The 18,364-nt window shown below is 36.1% G+C and carries 16 protein-coding genes and 3 pseudogenes; 15 read left to right on the forward strand and 4 right to left on the reverse strand.

Translation table 11 applies throughout. The features are described 5' to 3' along the window. Positions 1-22 precede the first annotated feature (22 nt). From LGQ02_RS09840 to LGQ02_RS09870, 7 genes and pseudogenes are all read left to right on the forward strand, one after another. A complete protein-coding gene (locus LGQ02_RS09840) occupies positions 23-2,767 on the forward strand; it encodes an AAA domain-containing protein (protein ID WP_226517978.1) in 2,745 nt (914 codons plus the stop codon). A gap of 308 nt (positions 2,768-3,075) precedes the next feature. Next, positions 3,076-3,438, forward strand: a complete 363-nt coding sequence (locus LGQ02_RS09845; protein WP_226517979.1) for a hypothetical protein — start codon at positions 3,076-3,078, stop codon at positions 3,436-3,438. Between the two features lie 17 nt (positions 3,439-3,455). Beyond that, a complete protein-coding gene (locus tag LGQ02_RS09850) occupies positions 3,456-4,331 on the forward strand; it encodes a LysM peptidoglycan-binding domain-containing protein (protein ID WP_226517980.1) in 876 nt (291 codons plus the stop codon). 461 nt (positions 4,332-4,792) lie between these two features. After that, on the forward strand, positions 4,793-5,254 hold the full coding sequence (locus tag LGQ02_RS09855) for a CarD family transcriptional regulator (protein ID WP_226517981.1): 462 nt from the start codon (positions 4,793-4,795) through the stop codon (positions 5,252-5,254). 587 nt (positions 5,255-5,841) lie between these two features. Beyond that, positions 5,842-6,300: a GNAT family N-acetyltransferase gene (locus LGQ02_RS09860; protein WP_226517982.1), complete on the forward strand. Its 459-nt coding sequence runs from the start codon at positions 5,842-5,844 to the stop codon at positions 6,298-6,300. Positions 6,301-6,530: 230 nt separating this feature from the next. Then, positions 6,531-7,163: pseudogene (locus LGQ02_RS09865) on the forward strand (IS110 family transposase); the annotation flags it as partial. Positions 7,164-7,217: 54 nt separating this feature from the next. Continuing rightward, complete coding sequence (locus LGQ02_RS09870) at positions 7,218-7,367, forward strand: hypothetical protein (protein ID WP_226517983.1); 150 nt, start codon at positions 7,218-7,220, stop codon at positions 7,365-7,367. 229 nt (positions 7,368-7,596) lie between these two features. Here LGQ02_RS09870 and LGQ02_RS09875 read toward each other — a convergent pair whose 3' ends face one another. The 3 genes and pseudogenes from LGQ02_RS09875 to LGQ02_RS21480 all read right to left on the reverse strand — a co-directional run. After that, on the reverse strand, positions 7,597-7,755 hold the full coding sequence (locus LGQ02_RS09875; RefSeq protein WP_226517984.1) for a hypothetical protein: 159 nt from the start codon (positions 7,753-7,755) through the stop codon (positions 7,597-7,599). Beyond that, positions 7,739-8,821: a leucine-rich repeat domain-containing protein gene (locus LGQ02_RS09880; RefSeq protein WP_226517985.1), complete on the reverse strand. Its 1,083-nt coding sequence runs from the start codon at positions 8,819-8,821 to the stop codon at positions 7,739-7,741. The genes LGQ02_RS09875 and LGQ02_RS09880 overlap by 17 nt, the downstream gene beginning before the upstream one ends. Before the next feature lie 18 nt (positions 8,822-8,839). Next, positions 8,840-8,938, reverse strand: a pseudogene (locus LGQ02_RS21480) (hypothetical protein); the annotation flags it as partial. A 50-nt stretch (positions 8,939-8,988) separates the two neighbouring features. On the opposite strand from LGQ02_RS21480, the gene LGQ02_RS09885 reads away from it, so the two are divergent. The 8 genes and pseudogenes from LGQ02_RS09885 to LGQ02_RS09920 all read left to right on the forward strand — a co-directional run bounded on the left by LGQ02_RS09885 (position 8,989) and on the right by LGQ02_RS09920 (position 17,172). Then, positions 8,989-9,147: a hypothetical protein gene (locus tag LGQ02_RS09885; protein WP_226517986.1), complete on the forward strand. Its 159-nt coding sequence runs from the start codon at positions 8,989-8,991 to the stop codon at positions 9,145-9,147. A 470-nt stretch (positions 9,148-9,617) separates the two neighbouring features. Beyond that, on the forward strand, positions 9,618-11,489 hold the full coding sequence (locus LGQ02_RS09890; protein WP_226517987.1) for a DEAD/DEAH box helicase: 1,872 nt from the start codon (positions 9,618-9,620) through the stop codon (positions 11,487-11,489). Beyond that, positions 11,486-11,812: a hypothetical protein gene (locus LGQ02_RS09895; RefSeq protein ID WP_226517988.1), complete on the forward strand. Its 327-nt coding sequence runs from the start codon at positions 11,486-11,488 to the stop codon at positions 11,810-11,812. Before LGQ02_RS09890 ends, LGQ02_RS09895 begins: the two co-directional genes overlap by 4 nt. A 208-nt stretch (positions 11,813-12,020) precedes the next feature. After that, positions 12,021-12,107, forward strand: a pseudogene (locus LGQ02_RS09900) (transposase); the annotation flags it as partial. 306 nt (positions 12,108-12,413) lie between these two features. Then, on the forward strand, positions 12,414-14,081 hold the full coding sequence (gene ilvD, locus LGQ02_RS09905) for a dihydroxy-acid dehydratase (RefSeq protein ID WP_226518276.1): 1,668 nt from the start codon (positions 12,414-12,416) through the stop codon (positions 14,079-14,081). Positions 14,082-14,396: 315 nt separating this feature from the next. After that, the gene (locus LGQ02_RS09910; protein WP_226517989.1) at positions 14,397-15,344 is read left to right on the forward strand and encodes an SDR family NAD(P)-dependent oxidoreductase; all 948 of its coding nucleotides are present in this window, start codon (positions 14,397-14,399) and stop codon (positions 15,342-15,344) included. A 22-nt stretch (positions 15,345-15,366) separates the two neighbouring features. After that, positions 15,367-16,452 carry a serine hydrolase domain-containing protein gene (locus LGQ02_RS09915; protein WP_226517990.1) on the forward strand — a complete coding sequence of 362 codons (1,086 nt, stop codon included), beginning with the start codon at positions 15,367-15,369 and terminating at the stop codon, positions 16,450-16,452. Between the two features lie 117 nt (positions 16,453-16,569). Further along, entirely contained in the window at positions 16,570-17,172 is a 603-nt protein-coding gene (locus LGQ02_RS09920; RefSeq protein ID WP_226517991.1) for a CBO0543 family protein, read from the forward strand. 177 nt (positions 17,173-17,349) lie between these two features. Here LGQ02_RS09920 and LGQ02_RS09925 read toward each other — a convergent pair whose 3' ends face one another. Next, positions 17,350-18,354: a DUF3231 family protein gene (locus LGQ02_RS09925; protein ID WP_226517992.1), complete on the reverse strand. Its 1,005-nt coding sequence runs from the start codon at positions 18,352-18,354 to the stop codon at positions 17,350-17,352. Positions 18,355-18,364 lie beyond the last annotated feature (10 nt).

Raw genomic sequence — 18,364 nt, forward strand, 5'->3', positions numbered from 1 at the left:
AAAAGTTAGAGGTGCCAAAACGTTGGATATACAGAGACATTTAATTCTTGTAAAGGGCGAGGATAAGACAGAAAAAATTGACTTTTGTAAATATGAAAGTGGCAAATACAGCATTAAGTTCCTAAATAATCATAAGGTTTTTAAATACAACGCTAACAATATAGAGTGGTATCGCAACCCAAAATATATTGAGCCGTCAACGAATATTGTGTATGAAAACAATCAACCGATTTCAGGGATTGTTAAAATACTAGATTTTGGATCATATATTCGTCTTGTTTTTAAAACAGGTTATAAAAAAGTATATCGAAGCTTTCAACTTTATATTGAAGAAACGTGCTTAAATAACCAAAATGCAAATAACTGTTTCGTGTATTTGAAAACACTGGCTGATCATGTCAGTGTAAAAGTTGATGGGAGAATGAGCTTATTAAGCAAACAGTATAGCGAACTTACCACTGTCAGTCCTCGAAGTGTCCTATCTTCATATTTAGAAGCAAAACCCTTAAGTAGTGAAGATGAGATACCACAACTTATTTTTCCATTCGGTTTTAACTTAAGTCAAAAAGCAGCAACAGAAAATGCGATAACAGAACAGGCTAGTATTATTGAAGGGCCACCTGGAACTGGGAAAACGCAAACGATTTTAAATATCATTGCCAATGCTGTTGTGAACGGAAAAACAGTAGCGGTTGTCTCTAATAATAACTCAGCAACCGCAAATGTTGTTGAGAAGCTAGAAAAATATGGCCTCGATTTTATCGCTGCTTACCTAGGAAGTAAGGAAAACAAGGAGAAGTTTTTTGGAAATCAAAAGAATACATACCCAAATATGAGTAATTGGCAGTTGTCTAAAGAGGATTTTCGATCGATAAAGAAAAGTTTAAAAGTCGAACAGAAAAAGTTAAATGAAATGCTTGCTTATAAAAATAAACAAGCTGTTTTAAAACAAGAGCTTGCATCACTAAACACAGAATATGAATATTTTAATAAATATTATACGGAGTCTAACTTTAAAGCTCTCCATATAAAATCCTTTTCTCGTTTTAGATCAAATAAGCTATTAAAGTTATTGGTCGAATATAAGCAAATGGCTGACGAAGGCACGTTTACTGTAAAGAATAAATTATATAACATGGTAGCCTATCGAATATATAATTTTAAGTTTTATAAGATCCCGAAAGAAGTTGTTATTTCATACCTGCAAAAAACTTACTACGAAGCGAAAATAAATGAGATACAAAACCAAATTAACCAGTTAGAAACAAAGTTAGCAGATTACGATTTTGAGAATGCAATGAAACAATACAGCAGTGATTCGATGAAGCTGTTTAAAGCTCAATTAGCTGGAACATATGGTAAGAAGCGAAGCAGGAATGTCTTTACTTCTGATGTCCTTTGGAGAAATTTTAATGGTTTTATAAATGAATACCCAGTTATCTTGAGTACCACTCATTCGCTTCGTAACTGTGCAGCAAAGAACTATTTATTTGATTATGTCTTAATTGATGAAGCATCACAGGTTGATATTGTTACAGGTGCTCTAGCTTTGTCATGTGCCAAGAATGCCGTCATTGTAGGTGATCAAAAGCAACTCCCAAATGTTGTTCCTCCTGATACAAGAAAAGTAACTACAGGAATATTTGAATCTTACGACTTAAACGAGGCCTACAATTATGCAAATAACAGTTTATTATCCTCATTTCAAAATTTATATAAAGATATTCCTAAAACGCTGTTAAAGGAGCATTATCGTTGTCACCCTCAAATAATCGGATATTGTAACCAGAAGTTTTACAATAACGAACTCATTGTCTTAACTGACGATAATGAGAGTGATAAACCACTTGTTCTTTATAAGACGGTAAAAGGTAATCATGCACGAGGAAAGTTCAATCAACGACAGATTGATATTGTTTTTGAAGAGATCATTCCGAAGCAAAAATTTGATCTCGAAAAACAATCATTAGGGGCTATTACACCGTACCGGTTACAGGCTAATGAACTACAGAAGGTTATTGGAACCCGCAATATAGAGGCAGACACAGTTCATAAGTACCAAGGCCGGGAAAGGGATATCATTATTCTTACGACTGTTGCCAATGAAGTTAATGCTAATTATTTTGTCGATGACCCTAACCTTATAAATGTAGCTGTTTCCAGAGCTGTAGATCAATTAATTGTTGTTGTTGCGGATGGTAGTGAGAATTGGAAAGGAACAAACATTGGTGATTTGGTAAGGTATATAAAATACAATAATTTTGAAGTTATTGAGAGCCAAATCTACTCAGTATTTGACCTGCTTTACAGTAGTTATTCTGATAAATTGATGGAAGTGAGGAAACGTAGTAAAAAAGTGTCTAAGTTTGACTCAGAAAACCTGATGAATAATGTTATAGAAAAGGTGTTAAGTTTACCAAAATTTCAAAGTCTTGACCATGTACTACATCAACCTTTAAGGATGCTCATCAAGGACCCAGTTAAGCTTACTGACGAAGAACGAAAATACGCGATGAATATATTAACTCATACAGACTTTGTTATTTATAACAAAATAGATAAAATGCCAGTCTTAGTGGTTGAAGTCGACGGACATGCCTACCATGCAAACAATCCTGTCCAGCGTAAAAGAGATGAAATGAAAGATACGATCTTAAAGAAATATGACATTCCGATTATTAGAATGAAAACAACAGGGAGTGGGGAGGAAAAGAAGCTTAGAGAGAAACTATCAGAATTATTGGCTGTGGATAGTAACATTAACTGAAACAGTAAGACCTTAATTTTGTTAGGAATGTAAGAGTAAATATTTCAGTATGAGAAAATGCGAAGTTGTTAAAAGTTTTTATATTAATATTTTAATTTATCCATAAAGTTTCAAGCATAGAAGGACCGTCCTTCTATGCTTTTTTCTTGTTGTTTTTTTCAGATTTGCCTATCGGAACGTCGACAACCAACCAAATTACCAAAATACACATAGATTTTCCAGTAATTATCTACTAGATTACGAGAGTATTACAGAATATAATCAATTTGTAACACACGCCCTTCACATTGAGAGGAGAAATGACATCCATGAAAAAGAGTCTTTGGGCTAAACTTACAATGTTGATTTTGGTAGTTTCATTGGTTGTTACTGATTTTTCATATAAAACGGCAAGTGCTTCAGCAAATGATGATAGATTTAACATGTCTTACCTTTATTTTGGAAGTCCAGATAACTATATTAACTTAGTCAATCGTACGAATGATTCTTTAAAAATGGTTTCACCGAACTACTTTGACGTTGATCGTAACGGAAATCTTGTTTGGACAGGCACGTATCGCAAGGCTTTTGTTGATGAAATGCACAGTAGAGGAATGAAAGTCGTTCCGTTTTTAGCAAATCATTGGGACATTGAAGCGGGACAAAATGCGTTTAAAAACGTGAAGCTCTAGCAACAGAAATAGCGGAAATGATTGAACAAGGAAGCACTCCTGGGCCGGTCGCAAGTTACTCTTTTGTTGAGCGTTCCATTCAATACGCCCTAAATCAAGGCGTTCCGAAAGAAAAAATCGTCGTTGGCATGTCATTTTACGGACGTATGTGGAAGACAGACGGGGAAACAAATGCTGACGGACATGTAATCAACGGCCGCGGTATTTCTCACAAAGATATACAACCTGTTATTGATCGGTACAACGGAGAAGTGATCTTTGATGAAAACACACAAACACCAAAAGCTGTATTTACGGTAAAAAATGATGACCCGATCATGACAGTAGGTGGGGCAAGGTTAACACCGGGTGAATATGTGATTTGGTTTGATAATAAAGAATCGATTAAGCGTAAATTAGGGTTAGTTGGCAAATATGACATCAAAGGTACAGGAAGTTGGGCATTGTACCAAGAAGACCCTGCGATGTGGAATTACTACAATGATTACCTCAATGGCAGCGCAGTCATTGAAGGACCGATCGTTGAAGAGCCAAAAGAAGAAACAGATGCGGTTTACCATACGGTTCAGTCAGGTGAAACCCTTTGGCTCATCTCTCAACAATACGGTGTAACTGTCGATGAAATCAAAACATTAAACAACTTGGAATCCGACACGATTTTTGTTGGTCAAATATTACTCATCTCAGAAGGTGAAGAAAAGACCATTGAAGAACCAACCCAAGAGCCTGTTGTGGATGAAACAACGGAAGAAGTTACAAACACAACAGGGAACAATGGAAACGGCAATGGCCGTGGAAACAACAAACAATCAACTGACTCCACCGAAGAGCTGAGGAAGAAGAGTCATCTCCAAGAGGAAATAACGGGCAATGGCAACGGACGAAATAGATAAATTGAAATTACCCTCTACATTTGTGTAGAGGGTTTTGTTATGGAGAGAACTTCCTGCCCCCTGTACGATAAAGCTATACGTGCTAGTGTTCAGGCGTCTATTTACAGATTAACTCTTGTATTACGTTGTAGACTGATACTGTGCAACATGAGTCCTCATTCCAGGTGCCTTTGTGAAAGAAAGCTCTTAAACTTATATTTATTTTTCTTAAGAAAAAATACAAAAATACGGAACTCTCATACTTAGTTATGTTAAGTTTGGTTACATCAATGAAATAAGAAAAAAGTAACCGTCCTCAAGCCCCGAATGCAGGGAGGTTTTTATTAGTTTTAGTATTAAGAATTCTGTGTAAAAAAAAAGTAGTTGACTACTCATGTATCTTTGTGATATTATTAAAAATTTGATAAAAAACTGTACCTGTGTTATGCTTAATAAGGTTACCACATATGGAGGTGGGTTCTTTGTTTCAAATTGGCGATAACATTGTTTATCCAATGCACGGGGCAGGTACTATTATAGACATAGAAGAAAAGGAAATTTCAGGGAAAAAGCAACAGTATTTTGTAATTAAAATGCTGAACAGTAATATGCAAGTTATGATTCCTAAAGGTAAGATATTGAGTTCAAATATACGCCCAGTTACTGACATTGTTGCATTAAAAAACATCATACACATTTTCCATCATGGCGAGACAGATAAATTACTTCCGTGGAAACAAAGGTATAAGGTGAACTCGGACAAAATTAAAACGGGTAAAATACAAGAAGGTGCGGAAGTGGTACGTGACCTAAAGCGTATGCAGAATGAGAAAGCACTTAATTCAAGTGAGAAAAAATTGTTTGATGACGCACAACAATTTTTGATTAGTGAACTGAGATTAATAAAAGGGATTACGGAAGACCAAATAGAAAGTTTTTGTTAAGGTTATATAGATGTATTTGGCAATTAATTTTTGTATGAAATGGCAATCAAGGAAATACAAACACCTGCATTTTCATCCATACGTTGTTAGCTTGACACGGAGCCTCTATGGTCATGAAATCAGGCAACACGGCAAGCGTATAGCTTGCCAGGCGTTTTAAATGCCATAAACAATATAGATAATGTAAGTAGCTGAGAGATATTTCTTAGCATTTTTTTATGGTGAAATTAAGTGAATGAGATACGATGTCAGCTTCCTGGTATTATTAATGATAATTGGACAGACAACGTAATGCATCATTTTAGAAGACCACTGTTGTTGCTAATGACAGTGGTTTTTTGATTAAAAATAATTTCTTTTGTTAAACGTGAAAGCGTCTGACCCACAGTGTATTAAAGCGTTAGTATGCCGGGGGACAGGCCCCGTCAATTAGAAAGTTAATACGGATTAAGTGTTAATTGGAAAATTTATGCTAATGTGGTAATAGTAAATGCAACAGTTTGTGAAACTATTCACTTAAACTAAAGGAGAGAATAATTGAAGAAGAAAAACATGAAAAAGGTGATTAAATGATACGGACATATAGATTGGAAGATAAAGATTACATAGTAAATTCTCACTATGATTTATACAATAAAGAATTTAGATACGATTTATCTTTTAGAGATTTTATTGAAGAAAGTGTTAGTGGGTTTATTGAGCGAGCAGACTCAAAAGAAAACATTTTCATTTTAGAGATTGGTGAAAAACAAAGTGGTTCCGTAAGTATTAAAAAAGTTAGTGACACTACTGCACAATTGGGTTTATTTCTTGTTGAACCTAATGTTCGAGGCACTGGGTATGGACAGAAGTTAGTAGAACAAGCTATTACCTTTAGCAAAGATAGTGGATTTAAGACCATTATTCTCTGGACTAATAGCGAACTAAAATCAGCAAGGCAAATCTACGAAAGAGCAGGGTTTGAATTAAAGGAAACTCAAACTCAAATACTTTCCAATAAAGAACTTATCGAAGAGAAATGGGAGCTAAAGTTAGTAGATAATTAAAAAATAATACTATTCAAGTAACGGGGAGCGATAGTAAAATCACGAGTTGCAATGTTGCAGCTCTTTTTTTGTACCTGTAAACTGGAAAATGATGTTAAACTAATGGGGAGCATTCCTATAATTAAAGAATTTGAAGTTTGATAGAAAAAGAGCCCTCTTGGTATGATACGAGGTGTCCAAAGCTTTGCGCGCAAAAGGACCCTTAATTGACAACCAAGGAGGACTCACTAATGAATTATAACCAAAATCACAAAATAGCTCAAATCACAGCTGAAACACTGATCGTAGGTGTTGATATTGCGAAGTTTAACCACGTCGCAAGAGCACAGGATTTCAGAGGAATGGATTTAGGGAAATCTATTACTTTTGAAAATACGCAATCAGGGTTTGATGGCTTAATGGGTTGGATCAAACAACTTCAAGCTGATAACCAAATGAACAAGATCATCGTTGGTATGGAGCCAACAGGACATTACTGGCTTAACCTTGCACATTATTTAAAAGAGTTAAATATCAAGTGTGTTGTGGTCAATCCATTGCATACCAAGAAAAGTAAAGAATTAGACGATAATTCACCTACCAAAAATGATGTGAAAGATGCCAAAGTCATTGCGCAGTTAGTTAAAGATGGTCGTTACGCTGAACCAATTATCCCTGAAGGAGTTTATGCCGAACTTCGAGGGGCGATGAGAGTACGCGAGCTACTATCTACAGACCTTCGCTCCGTCCAAGGTAAAATTCACAACTGGCTTGATCGCTATTTTCCTGAATTCTTTACTGCTTTTAAAGACTGGGAAGGAAAAGCTGCACTTCGTACATTAAAGCTTAATCTATTACCACACGAACTACTGAAGTTATCTGATAATAACGGTTCCTGACCCCCACTGCGATAAAGCTTTAATGTGCAGGGGGGGCAGGTGCGTTATTCGGAAACAACGGAAACGGTAATGGTAGTTGAAACAACAAACAATGAGTTGACACCGTCGAAGAGCCTGTGGAAGAAGAGTCATCCACAAGAGGAAATAACGGAAATGGCAACGGAAACGGACGAAATAGATGATTTGTAAAGGCCCTCTACAATCGTGTAGAGGGTTTTGTTATGAATGGACTATTGTTGGTTCCTGTCCCTAGGACGATAAAGCTATAACGTGCTAGGGGCAGGCGGGCTATTAAGACAAAAAAGTCCCTCAAAAGGGACTTTTTGAATTAAATCAGCTTTGAATCCAGTTCATTTTAAGTTGGAATACGAGCAAGTTTCATGATGATACAAGCAACTCCCGAAGGAATACGAGCAACCTACATTGAAATACAAGCAACTTGCATTGAAATACGAGCAACTTGCATTGAAATACGAGCAACTTGCATTGAAATACAAGCAACTCCAATAGTAAAAGTGATCAACGACGGTGAACTCATTGATTTCAAGTATGTTTCATGATCAGTCAATGTCAACACTCACTTCAACTCCTTCTGAAGTCAGCGTATCGATCGTTTCCTTGTTTTTTGATCCTTCAGAATAATCGATTGGGTTAAACCATAAGTCAATCATTTGGACATTTGTTAACCCTACTAATGGAGCAATATCGTGTATTTCATTACTGCTTAAATAAAGGCGTTGTAAATTTGAGTTACTGAATGCTGCTAGTGAACGAACATCATTAATTTTATTCTGAGACAAATTAAGCTCTTCAATGTTATTTAAGTTTTCTAATGCGCTTAAATCATCGATTTTGTTATCTCTTAAAGAAAGAAATTCAATGCTCTGATGACTTTTTAGTGGACTAAGATCACGTATATTATTAAAACTAAGATTCACTTTTTTCAAATTCGTTAGTTTTGAAAGGGAAGAGATGTCATTTACTGAACTAGAAAGGATTTCAAGATCTTTTAAATGTTTCATATTTTCTAATGAGTGAAAATCAAATGAATCATTTTCGTAGACGGTAAGAGCCTCTAAATTCGTTAACTCTTCTAATGAGATTATATTTGTCTGAAATAAGGTAAGTTTTTTTAGGTTAGATAATTCATTTAGTGAATTTACCTCATTGATGCTATTCCCATGAACCGTAAGCTCTTCAAGGTTTTCTACTCCTTTTAATGACGTTACAGAGCTGCTTTGGATAGATAACTTTTCGAGATTTTCTAATCCTTCTAATGACGTTATATTACTGTTTTGAATAGACAACTCTTTAAGACTTGTTAAACGATTTAACACGGTCGGATCATCTAATTCAATATTGCGTAAGGAAAGGGCTTCTAATGCGGTTAACTCCTTCAATGCTGTTACATCGTTTATTGGGGTATTTAAATGTAATTCTCGTAAATTCGTTGCATTCTTTAATCCATCTAATTCCTTTACATTATCATCCATTATGGTTAAGGAAACCAACCTCTCTAAATCAGAATAGGTAAGGTCATCTCTTTCAATACCTAATTGATCTAAAAGGATAGATTTTAACGCACCGTCGCTAATATCGACTTTTTTACTAAAGTTTGCAACGATGTTTTTATCACTTGTCACATTTAATTCAACATGAGGATGGAACCATTCAAACCTTATTTTTTCTCCATCGTGCCAGTTTTCAAAAGCAAAATCGTCAGCTGGTATCGCTTCGATGTTTATTTCTTCTCCGTGAATAACGGTTCCTGACCCCCAGTGCGCTAAAGCTTTAACGTGTTGGGGGTCAGGTGCGTTATTCCAAGGAAGAAGTTACAAACACAACAGGGAACAACGGAAACGCCAATGGTCGCGGAAACAACAAACAATCAACTGACTCCACCGAAGAGTCTGAGGAAGAAGAGTCTTCTCCAAGAGGAAATGGCAGCGGTAACGGACGAAATCGATAATGTAAAATCGGCCCTCTACATTCGTGTAGAGGGTTTTGTTATCTAATAAAGGTTCCTTCCTCCTAGTAAGCTAAAAATTTAACTTTTGGGGGTAAGGTGCGATATTGTAAAGTTAAATTACTCGAGAAATTTAAAGAAAGAAGAAGTAATACGACCGGTAACTGCTATTTGAGAGAGTTCCCTGTTCACTAGAGGTTTGCAGCCATTTTAGAAATAGGTCGTTTGATGAACAGGAAGGAAAACTCAATAAGCTATTAAATAAAATAACCCATCAAGTTAGAGTATAAGATATAAGAATTTATACAGCTACTTGGTGGGTTAAATTATAGTCAAGATTACAACAACTCTAGTAATAATGTGTCATTAGATATTGTGTGGAAAATTTTAGGTGAAATTCGTCGAATTCGTGGAAAAATATTCAAGTTTGTTGGATAATAGAATTAATATATAAATGAGAGGCGGTATGCAAAATGAGCTACTTTCTAGATGCACCAGCTAACATTGTAGGTAATAGTTTCTTGAGGGAACCTCAAGAGGATGCATACAGAGCAATATATGACCATTTTATAAATAAAAAAAGTGAAGAACATGCATTAGTTACACTTCCAACTGGAACCGGAAAGACTGGTTTGATGGGGATAGCTCCTTTTAAAGTTTCTGGAGGGAGAGTACTAATTATTACTCCACAAACGGTAATAAGAGATTCTGTGTTAGGATCTTTAGACCCTACTCATCCGAAGAATTTCTGGATGTTCTCAAGGGTATTTGATGAAGTTCATCACTTACCTACTTTAGTAGAATACGAGAAAACATTGACAGATGAAATAATTTATCAAGCCGATATAGTAGTGTTGAATGTTCACAAATTACAAGAACGCTTGGATTCATCATTGATAAAAAGAGTTAATACTGACTTTTTCGACATGATAATAATTGATGAGGCACATCATGCTGAAGCCAAAACCTGGAAAAGAGCAATTGAATATTTTGACGGAAGTAAAGTACTTAAGGTTACCGGGACACCATTTAGAAGTGACGGTAGAGCCCTTGGAGGAAAGGAAATTTACAAATATAGTTTAGCTCAAGCAATGGCAAAAGGATATGTAAAGAGTTTAGAAAAAATTGATCATATCCCTGATCAAATGTTTTTTACGCTTGATAACGACCCAAGTAAGACATATACACTTGATGAACTTAGGGAAGGTAATATAAGGGAAGAAAACTGGATTCAACGATCTGTAGCTTTATCAAGAGAGAGTAATGAAAAGGTTGTTGACCTTTCCATAAAACATTTGAAAGAAAAGAAAGAATTAACAAACAATCCACATAAAATTATAGCCGTTGCATGTAGTATCGATCATGCTGAGGAAATTCAAAAAATTTATAGGGAAAAAGGTTATGAGTCATCAATCGTCCATAGTAAGCTAGAAAAGTTAGAGCAGGAAAAGGAGCTTAAAAAGATCAATGATGATAAAGTTGATGTAGTTATTAACGTTGCCATGCTAGGCGAAGGATATGACCACAAATTTTTATCAATAGCAGCTATTTTCCGCCCATTTAAAACTTTACTTCCTTATGCTCAATTTATTGGTCGTACTTTAAGGGCCATTGAATCCGAGGATGGAACATTCACAGAAGAGGATAATACAGCTGTACTTATACATCACAAAGAGTTAGGCTTAGAAACATTATGGGAGTATTATAAAAAAGAAAAAGTTAAGCAAGATGCCATAAAAAAGATTAAGGAAGATAAAAATTTAGATTTAGGTGGATCCGGTTCAAAAGATTTAACAAAGGGTGAAGCAAATGAATCAGATGATTTTAGGGTTGAAAAGGACACCTTTGTGGAAACCGAATTAATAAGGAAGCGAAAAGGGAAATTAGAAGAAGAAAATAAAAAAATTCGGGAACTTCAAGAGCTATTAGGAATTGATGAAAACAAAGCCAAAGATTTTATTAGGCAATCTAAAAAGAGCACTGAGACAGAAAGATTGCTTCGTCCAGATAAATTCTATATACAAAGAAGAAAAGATTTTGATACGCTAATTCGAGAAGAGCTGATACCTGAGTTGGTGGCTGACTATAATCTTGATTTAGATGGTGATGAGTTGGTAAAAGGTAGGTATATTTTACCGAGAAAAGATTTTGGCTGGATTTACGGCAATGTTAAGACAAATGGGGCTTTATTAGGAACTTATTTTAATGCATACTTAAAGAATGAATTGAAAGTTCCACGAGATCAATGGACACTAGATCAATATGAAGAAGCGATTGAATTAGCAAAGTCTCTTGATAAATATATACGTGAAATAATCGATAGTAATAAGGAGGAAAACAAATGAATGAATTGATTGAACGGCTCTATGATGAACTATATTCTCCTAAAGTGAATCCTGAAGAATTGATTAACAATGCTTCATTGCCGAATTACACTTCAGTAAATTTCAAATCTAATCAAACTGGTCTAATAGTTACAACAATATGTATTTTGGATAATGATGAAGAGGCTGAGTATAAATATCAATTTGATAGAGAAAAGCGATTACTTACATTGATTGGTAATATAAATGGAGAAATTGATGTAATATATGATCGTAGTAAAGAGGTAGCACGAAAATATAAAGAAATAAAAAAGTATATGAAATATAGAGTTCAGGCTGTATAAATTGATATTAGTTATTCTCCGAGTTAGTAACTAACCCATCACATTTATTTTGTGGTGGGTTTACTTAATGGTATTGAAAACCCCTGGCTATGCCGGGGGTTCAAAAGAGCTTATAGCGTGGTAAAAAAAACCTCACTTCATGGTAGGATAAAGTTGGTTTCCCGACCACTTCATCTCACCATAGAAGGAGGTATGCCCTGTGAAGGACATGAATAGTTTAGCACACACAACATGGAACTGTAAGTACCACATAGTATTTGCCCCAAAGTACAGAAGACAGATCATTAATGGCCAGTGTTCCTGACCCCCAGTGCGCTAAAGCTTTAACGTGCTGGGGGTCAGGTGCGTTATTGGAAAGAATCAATAAAAATGAAGATACTCGGCGTAGTGAAATCTTAAATAGAAGACGATCTTAAAAGTGGGTATCAGCTGCCTGAAAGAAAATAGGTTTGAGCTAGAATAAAAAGTAAAATGCCAGGTCTGGAAGCACGAGAACCGTCCCTGCGCTTCAATTTTTTCGAATAGAATATGAATTTTGATAATTTGATGTTATACTATGAAACTAACAAAATAACAATACATAAAATAGGAGAATGCAATGATGGGAAATCAGTCAAAAACACGCAGTAAAGTATTTAATGACATTAATCGTGCTCCAAACCGTGCAATGATACGGGCTACAGGAGTTGAAGACGAAGATTTTAATAAACCTTTTATCGGAGTTGCTAGTACATGGAGTGAGGTGACTCCGTGTAATATGCACATTGATGAACTTGCAAGAAGTGCAAAACAAGGTGCGCTTGAAGGTGGAGGGACACCGTTCATTTTTAATACGATTACCGTTTCTGACGGCATTTCAATGGGAACAGATGGCATGCGGTATTCATTACCGAGCCGAGAAGTGATTGCCGATTCTATTGAAACGGTTGTTGGTGCACAAAACTACGACGGTGTCGTTGCAATCGGTGGCTGTGATAAAAATATGCCAGGATGTATGATTGCCTTAGGGCGCTTAAATTTACCATCTGTTTTCGTTTACGGTGGAACAATTCGTCCAGGTAAACACGACGGGAAGGATATCGACATCGTGTCTGCCTTTGAAGCAGTAGGGAAATATAACAATGAAGATATTGATAGTGATCAACTAAATCAAATTGAATGTCATGCTTGTCCAGGTGCAGGATCTTGTGGCGGTATGTATACAGCGAATACCATGTCTTCTGCAATCGAAGCGATGGGTATGAGTTTACCAGGTAGTTCCTCGAACCCTGCTGAATCGTCTGAAAAGTTGGAAGATTGTACAGCTGCAGGAGAAGCGGTAATGAATCTAACAAATCAAGGCATTACGCCAAGAGATATTATGACGAAAGAGGCATTTGAAAATGCGATCACAGTTGTCATGGCACTAGGCGGATCTACAAATGCTGTTCTACATTTACTTGCCATTGCAAAAACAGTGGACGTTGACCTTGATTTAGACGATTTTGAGCGAATTCGCGAACAAGTCCCTCATATTGCAGATTTAAAACCGAGCGGCCGCTATGTAATGGAAGACTTGTCGAAAGTAGGCGGGGTTCCTGCAGTTATGAAGCTGCTTCTTGAAAAAGGATTGCTTCATGGAGATTGTATAACGGTAACGGGTAAGACGATAGCAGAGAACTTGTCAGAAGTCGATCACTTAAGCGAAGGTCAAGAAATCATTTCGTTTGAAAATCCGAAACGTGAAACAGGACCTTTAGTTACGCTAAGAGGAAATTTAGCCCCAGAAGGTGCAGTAGCAAAAATGTCAGGCTTAAAAGTGAAAAAAATTACGGGCCCTGCTCGCGTATTTGATACGGAAAAAGAAGCGACAGATGCTGTATTAAATAACGAGATAAACCCAGGTGATGTTATAGTTATCCGGTATGTAGGTCCAAAAGGCGGACCAGGTATGGCGGAAATGTTATCGATCACAGCGATCGTTGTCGGAAAAGGACTTGGAGAAAAAGTTGGACTCATTACAGATGGACGCTTTTCAGGTGGTACTCACGGATTAGTCGTAGGACACGTTTCTCCTGAGGCACAAGTCGGTGGACCGATTGCGTTAATTAATGAAGGTGACATGATTACGATCGACAGCATCGCACAAGAGCTGGCAGTTGACGTATCGGAAGAACAGTTTGCAGAAAGAACGAAGAATTGGACAGCTCCTAAACAACAATTACGCGGAACGTTAGCGAAATACGCACGTTTAGTTTCCTCAGCTTCAAAAGGAGCGATTACAGATTAAGTCTTTGGAAAATGGTGGCATCTCTACGAACATGTAGAGATGCCTTTCCTATAGCTATAAGTAGAATGTAAAAGCCGGTTTTATTGTGAATTTTTATTTATAACAAAGGATTCAGTGATGGAGAATGAAATGACATTTTGGTGAAAAGGAAGTTCAAACTGGTCTCTTTGTAAATGGTAGCCAATAAATTGATCACAGAAGGTATTAATCAGAAAAGGATGGTGGAGATTTTAGACAGTGTGGCCAAAGTTGTCATTGTTACTAAAAGGCCCTGTAAGAAAGGAAATGAGCGGAAAATAAAAGGGGTGAAGGTAAATGCATGATAGAGTAGTTATCATTACAGGGGCAAGGTCAGGAATTGGAAAGGCAGCAGCTTTGCGGTTTGCGACTGAAGGATATACGGTTGTTATGGCCTGTAGAAACATGGAAGTTAGTAAGAAGGTTCAAGATGAAATTATTGCTACCTCAAAAAATGAAAACGTGGATCTTATGGAGCTTGATGTATCCTCATTCAAATCAATCGATCATTTTTGCGACAAATTCAAAAAGCGTTATGAAAAATTAGATATTTTAATTCATAACGCAGCTTACGTTGAACATGGTGCAAAACACCGCTTGAGTATTGATGGAATTGAATTAACATTTGCGACAAACGTCGTAGGTCCTTATTTAATGACGCATTTGTTATTGAATCATCTAAAAAAATCAGACGATGCTAGAATCTTTCATGCTGGAAGTAACATTATTAAACATTTTTTTGACCCAAAGAAAAAAATTGAGTTTGAGACTTTGCAAGGGGAAAATAAAGATCCGAAGTTTAGTGTTTATAACATGTACCGTCAATCAAAAATTGCTTTTATGATGCTTACATTTAAAATGGCAGATGAGTTTAAAAACGAAGGGATTAAAGTAAATGCATTACAGATTAACGGTGCGAAACTTTCAAAGGAAACACTAAACAAGTTTACACTTCGCTGGCGAATCATTGGAAGGATACAAAGCATCTTTTTACGTCCTACAGAGTATATGGCAAATAATTACTACGACATTTGTACATCAGATAAATTTAAAGAAACAACTGGAAAGCTATTTAACGATAAATTAGAAATGATGGAAACAGCTACAGGTGAAACACTGGGATTTATAGGGGAAATAAAACAAGTAGTTGGCACAAGTGTATATCCAGCTTACGCAGATGATAAAATCACCAAAGAGAAAGTGTGGGATTTTTGCGATAGGTGGACAGAAAAATATACAAGCTGAAAAAATAATGGGGTGATGAGCAATGCAGATGGAAGAACGAATAAAACGTATTGAAGAGCAGTTTAAGCAAATGGTACAAAAAGATATTAAAGTTAAAAACGCTCATTTATTAGTTCATTCAGAAAAGCTAGACATCCATTTAAATTTAGCAGAAGGAAAAACAGGTAATATATCAGCTCATCCAGCACAGCCGTACTATATTGCGAGTGTCGGTAAATTGTTTACTTCCGTTTTGATTGCAATGCTAGTTGAAAGAGGGGAACTGAGTTTTGAAGATAAAATTTGTGCTTATTTAGATGCTGATCTACTAGATAATTTACATGTTTATAAAGGTACTGATTATACAAATAAAATTAGAATTAAGCATTTACTTAACCATAAGTCTGGTTTACATGACTTTTACGATGATAAACCAAAGCAAGGGAAAGCACTAATGGACTTTGTTTTTGAGGAACCGTCACGTTTTTGGAAGCCTGAAGAAGTTATTCAATGGGCAAATGCACATTTGACTCCTCATTTTCCACCAGGCAAAGGGTTTCATTATTCAGATTCAAATTATGCTCTTCTAGGTTTAACGATAGAAAAAATAACAGGAAAACCATTTCAAGATGTACTTAAGGAATTTATTTTTGCACCACTTGGGATGAATCACTCTTATTTACTGCAATTTTCAGAACCAATCGAAAAATGTGAGTTCCCAATGGCCGACTTTTTTATAAGAAATAAAAACATGAAAGACTATCGGAGCTATAGTATCGATTATGCAGGTGGAGGAATCGTCGCTCCTGGGGAAGATTTGTTAAAGTTTATGAAAGCTTTAGTGAAATACGAGCTAATAAATGAAACGACGTTGCAGCAAATGAAAACTTGGGAAAAATTTAGGTTAGGAATCGATTATGGGTATGGAATGATGAAATTTAAATCTGTTCCATTAATGATGCCGAAGAAGATGGAGAACATGTGGGGAAACGCCGGAATTACCGGAACGTTTATGTTTTATCATCCTGGATTAGACACTTATTTGATCGGCGGGTTAAATCAGTTTCGCTATAATAGAAAATCTTTCATGCTCATGTTTAAAGTGGTCAATATTTTATCTAAGGTATGATTTTAAATAACGCTTCCTGCCCCCCAGTGCGCTAAAGCTTTAACGTGCTGGGGGTCGGTGCGTTATTCACGTTCTTCAACTAATGATTAAGTAAATGAAAGAACAAGAGAAAGAAACGTGCCACATATACATAACCATCTAAAATTTGGAAATAATAAATTTAACCATAATTGGAAGGGAAAAAGTGATATGCATGTTGCTACTGCTATTGTTGCTATCATAGCTGTTTTGACTCGGGGAGATTGGAGGAACTGGGAGGAGTACCACACTACTTTACTTTTTATTGCACTCGGTAATTTAGTTTATAACTTTTTAACAGCAAATTATTTTTTATGGCGTTTAGATGCTGATTTCATCCCAAATCATACTTTAACAGAGATGTTATACACCTTTATTGTTTTTCCAGCAACCATTTTAATTTTTTTAAAGGACTTTCCCACTCATTGGTTCGAAAAGGTATTTCGTAATATAAAATGGATTGCTATTTATGGCATTTGGGAATACTTTTTTGTCCTAACAGGGAGGATTGAATACCATTACGGTTGGTCATTATGGTGGTCAATCGCTTTTCTTTGTGTCATGTTTCCACTTTTAAGGTTACACCAAACACGTCCGTTATCTTCCTATTTGTTATCGGCATTGGTCGTAATAGCAATATTATGGTGGTTTGATGTCCCTGTTCATGTCCCAGTTGAGGTGAGAAATCTAGAAGGAAGCTAGGGGACGGTTCTCGTGCTTCCAATCCCCTTGGCCAATGGGATGCATGGGGACGGTTCTCGTGCTTCAAAAGTACAGGAAGTTGGGCTTTGTATCAAGAAGACCCTGCGATGTGGAATCTAATAAAACTTCAGCAATTTAAAAACACCTCCCATTAATGAGAGGTGCGAATTAGTTAAATTATTTGTCTTTTGCAAGATTTTTTCGATTTGGAGCAAGTGGGGGCTCTTCTAACCACTTATTTTTTGTCATAATATTAAACCATTCTTTTGTTACCACCAAGTTTTTCATGATAATCTTCTCATAAGTAACGACAAGGTCGGTTCGCATTGCGAACGCAAGTCCGGTCCCATGATATGCTTGTGCGGTCTGTAGAAGAAAACCAATATGATACAACATTAACTTATCTGAAAAAGGAGATTCCTGAGAGGTCGTGACTTCTGACTCCCAAGACATTGGTACAGGTAAATTATCTTTTTTTAATATGCTACTAAGTGCTTGTATTTGGTTATCTGAGTTTTTTTCTGATGCCTCTAAAAATTTCCTCACTTCTTTCGATTGGGTAACTTGACTAAATGCAATCGAAAGCGTTTTTTCCAGTATCTTTTTCTTTAAGTTAAACGAAAGACTAATAATTTCAGTTGCAGCTAAAGGTCGTTTGTCCCCAAAGTAGCCATCTAAAAATTGCTGACCTGAAATAAATTCAGGAGTTGCTTCAGGATAAAAGTAAGGGTCTCTTTGAAAGTGTCCCTTTTCTAACAGTAATTCTATTGTTTGGTGATACAATTTTTTTCCGTCATTATCGCACGAATCATAAAAAGATCTTAAATCCTTTTTTACAGAGGCACTAAGTGATGTCATGTGTCCCAATAAACCATGTAACGTCATAACATGTAAATAATGCAAACAAAACATGTCCGAAAACAATCTCTTTGTTCCTTTATTTAGGTCTGCATCATTAAACCCAATGGGGACAGGAAATCCTTCGTTTTCCATAAATGTAGTGATCTGTTGCTTCTGTTTTGCAAATGCACTTATTGCATCCTCAAATAGTGCTCTGATTTGTTCATCTTCTATAATGGATAGCATATACTTGTTTATCATATCAACGGCTGTACCATTAACATATTCTCCCCACAACGTTCCTATTTCAGCAGACGTGAGCTTTAAATCGACTTTATCCATGAAATCACCT

This window comes from Bacillus shivajii (assembly GCF_020519665.1).
Classification (GTDB): Bacteria; Bacillota; Bacilli; order Bacillales; family Salisediminibacteriaceae; genus Bacillus_CA; species Bacillus_CA shivajii.

Coding starts and splice junctions, on each gene's coding strand:
- LGQ02_RS09845 (WP_226517979.1), top strand. CDS start 3,076: ATGAAAAAGAGTCTTTGGGCTAAACTTACAATGTTGATTTTGGTAGTT.
- LGQ02_RS09850 (WP_226517980.1), top strand. CDS start 3,456: ATGATTGAACAAGGAAGCACTCCTGGGCCGGTCGCAAGTTACTCTTTT.
- LGQ02_RS09890 (WP_226517987.1), top strand. CDS start 9,618: ATGAGCTACTTTCTAGATGCACCAGCTAACATTGTAGGTAATAGTTTC.
- LGQ02_RS09895 (WP_226517988.1), top strand. CDS start 11,486: ATGAATGAATTGATTGAACGGCTCTATGATGAACTATATTCTCCTAAA.
- ilvD (WP_226518276.1), top strand. CDS start 12,414: ATGGGAAATCAGTCAAAAACACGCAGTAAAGTATTTAATGACATTAAT.
- LGQ02_RS09910 (WP_226517989.1), top strand. CDS start 14,397: ATGCATGATAGAGTAGTTATCATTACAGGGGCAAGGTCAGGAATTGGA.
- LGQ02_RS09915 (WP_226517990.1), top strand. CDS start 15,367: ATGCAGATGGAAGAACGAATAAAACGTATTGAAGAGCAGTTTAAGCAA.
- LGQ02_RS09925 (WP_226517992.1), bottom strand. CDS start 18,354: ATGGATAAAGTCGATTTAAAGCTCACGTCTGCTGAAATAGGAACGTTG.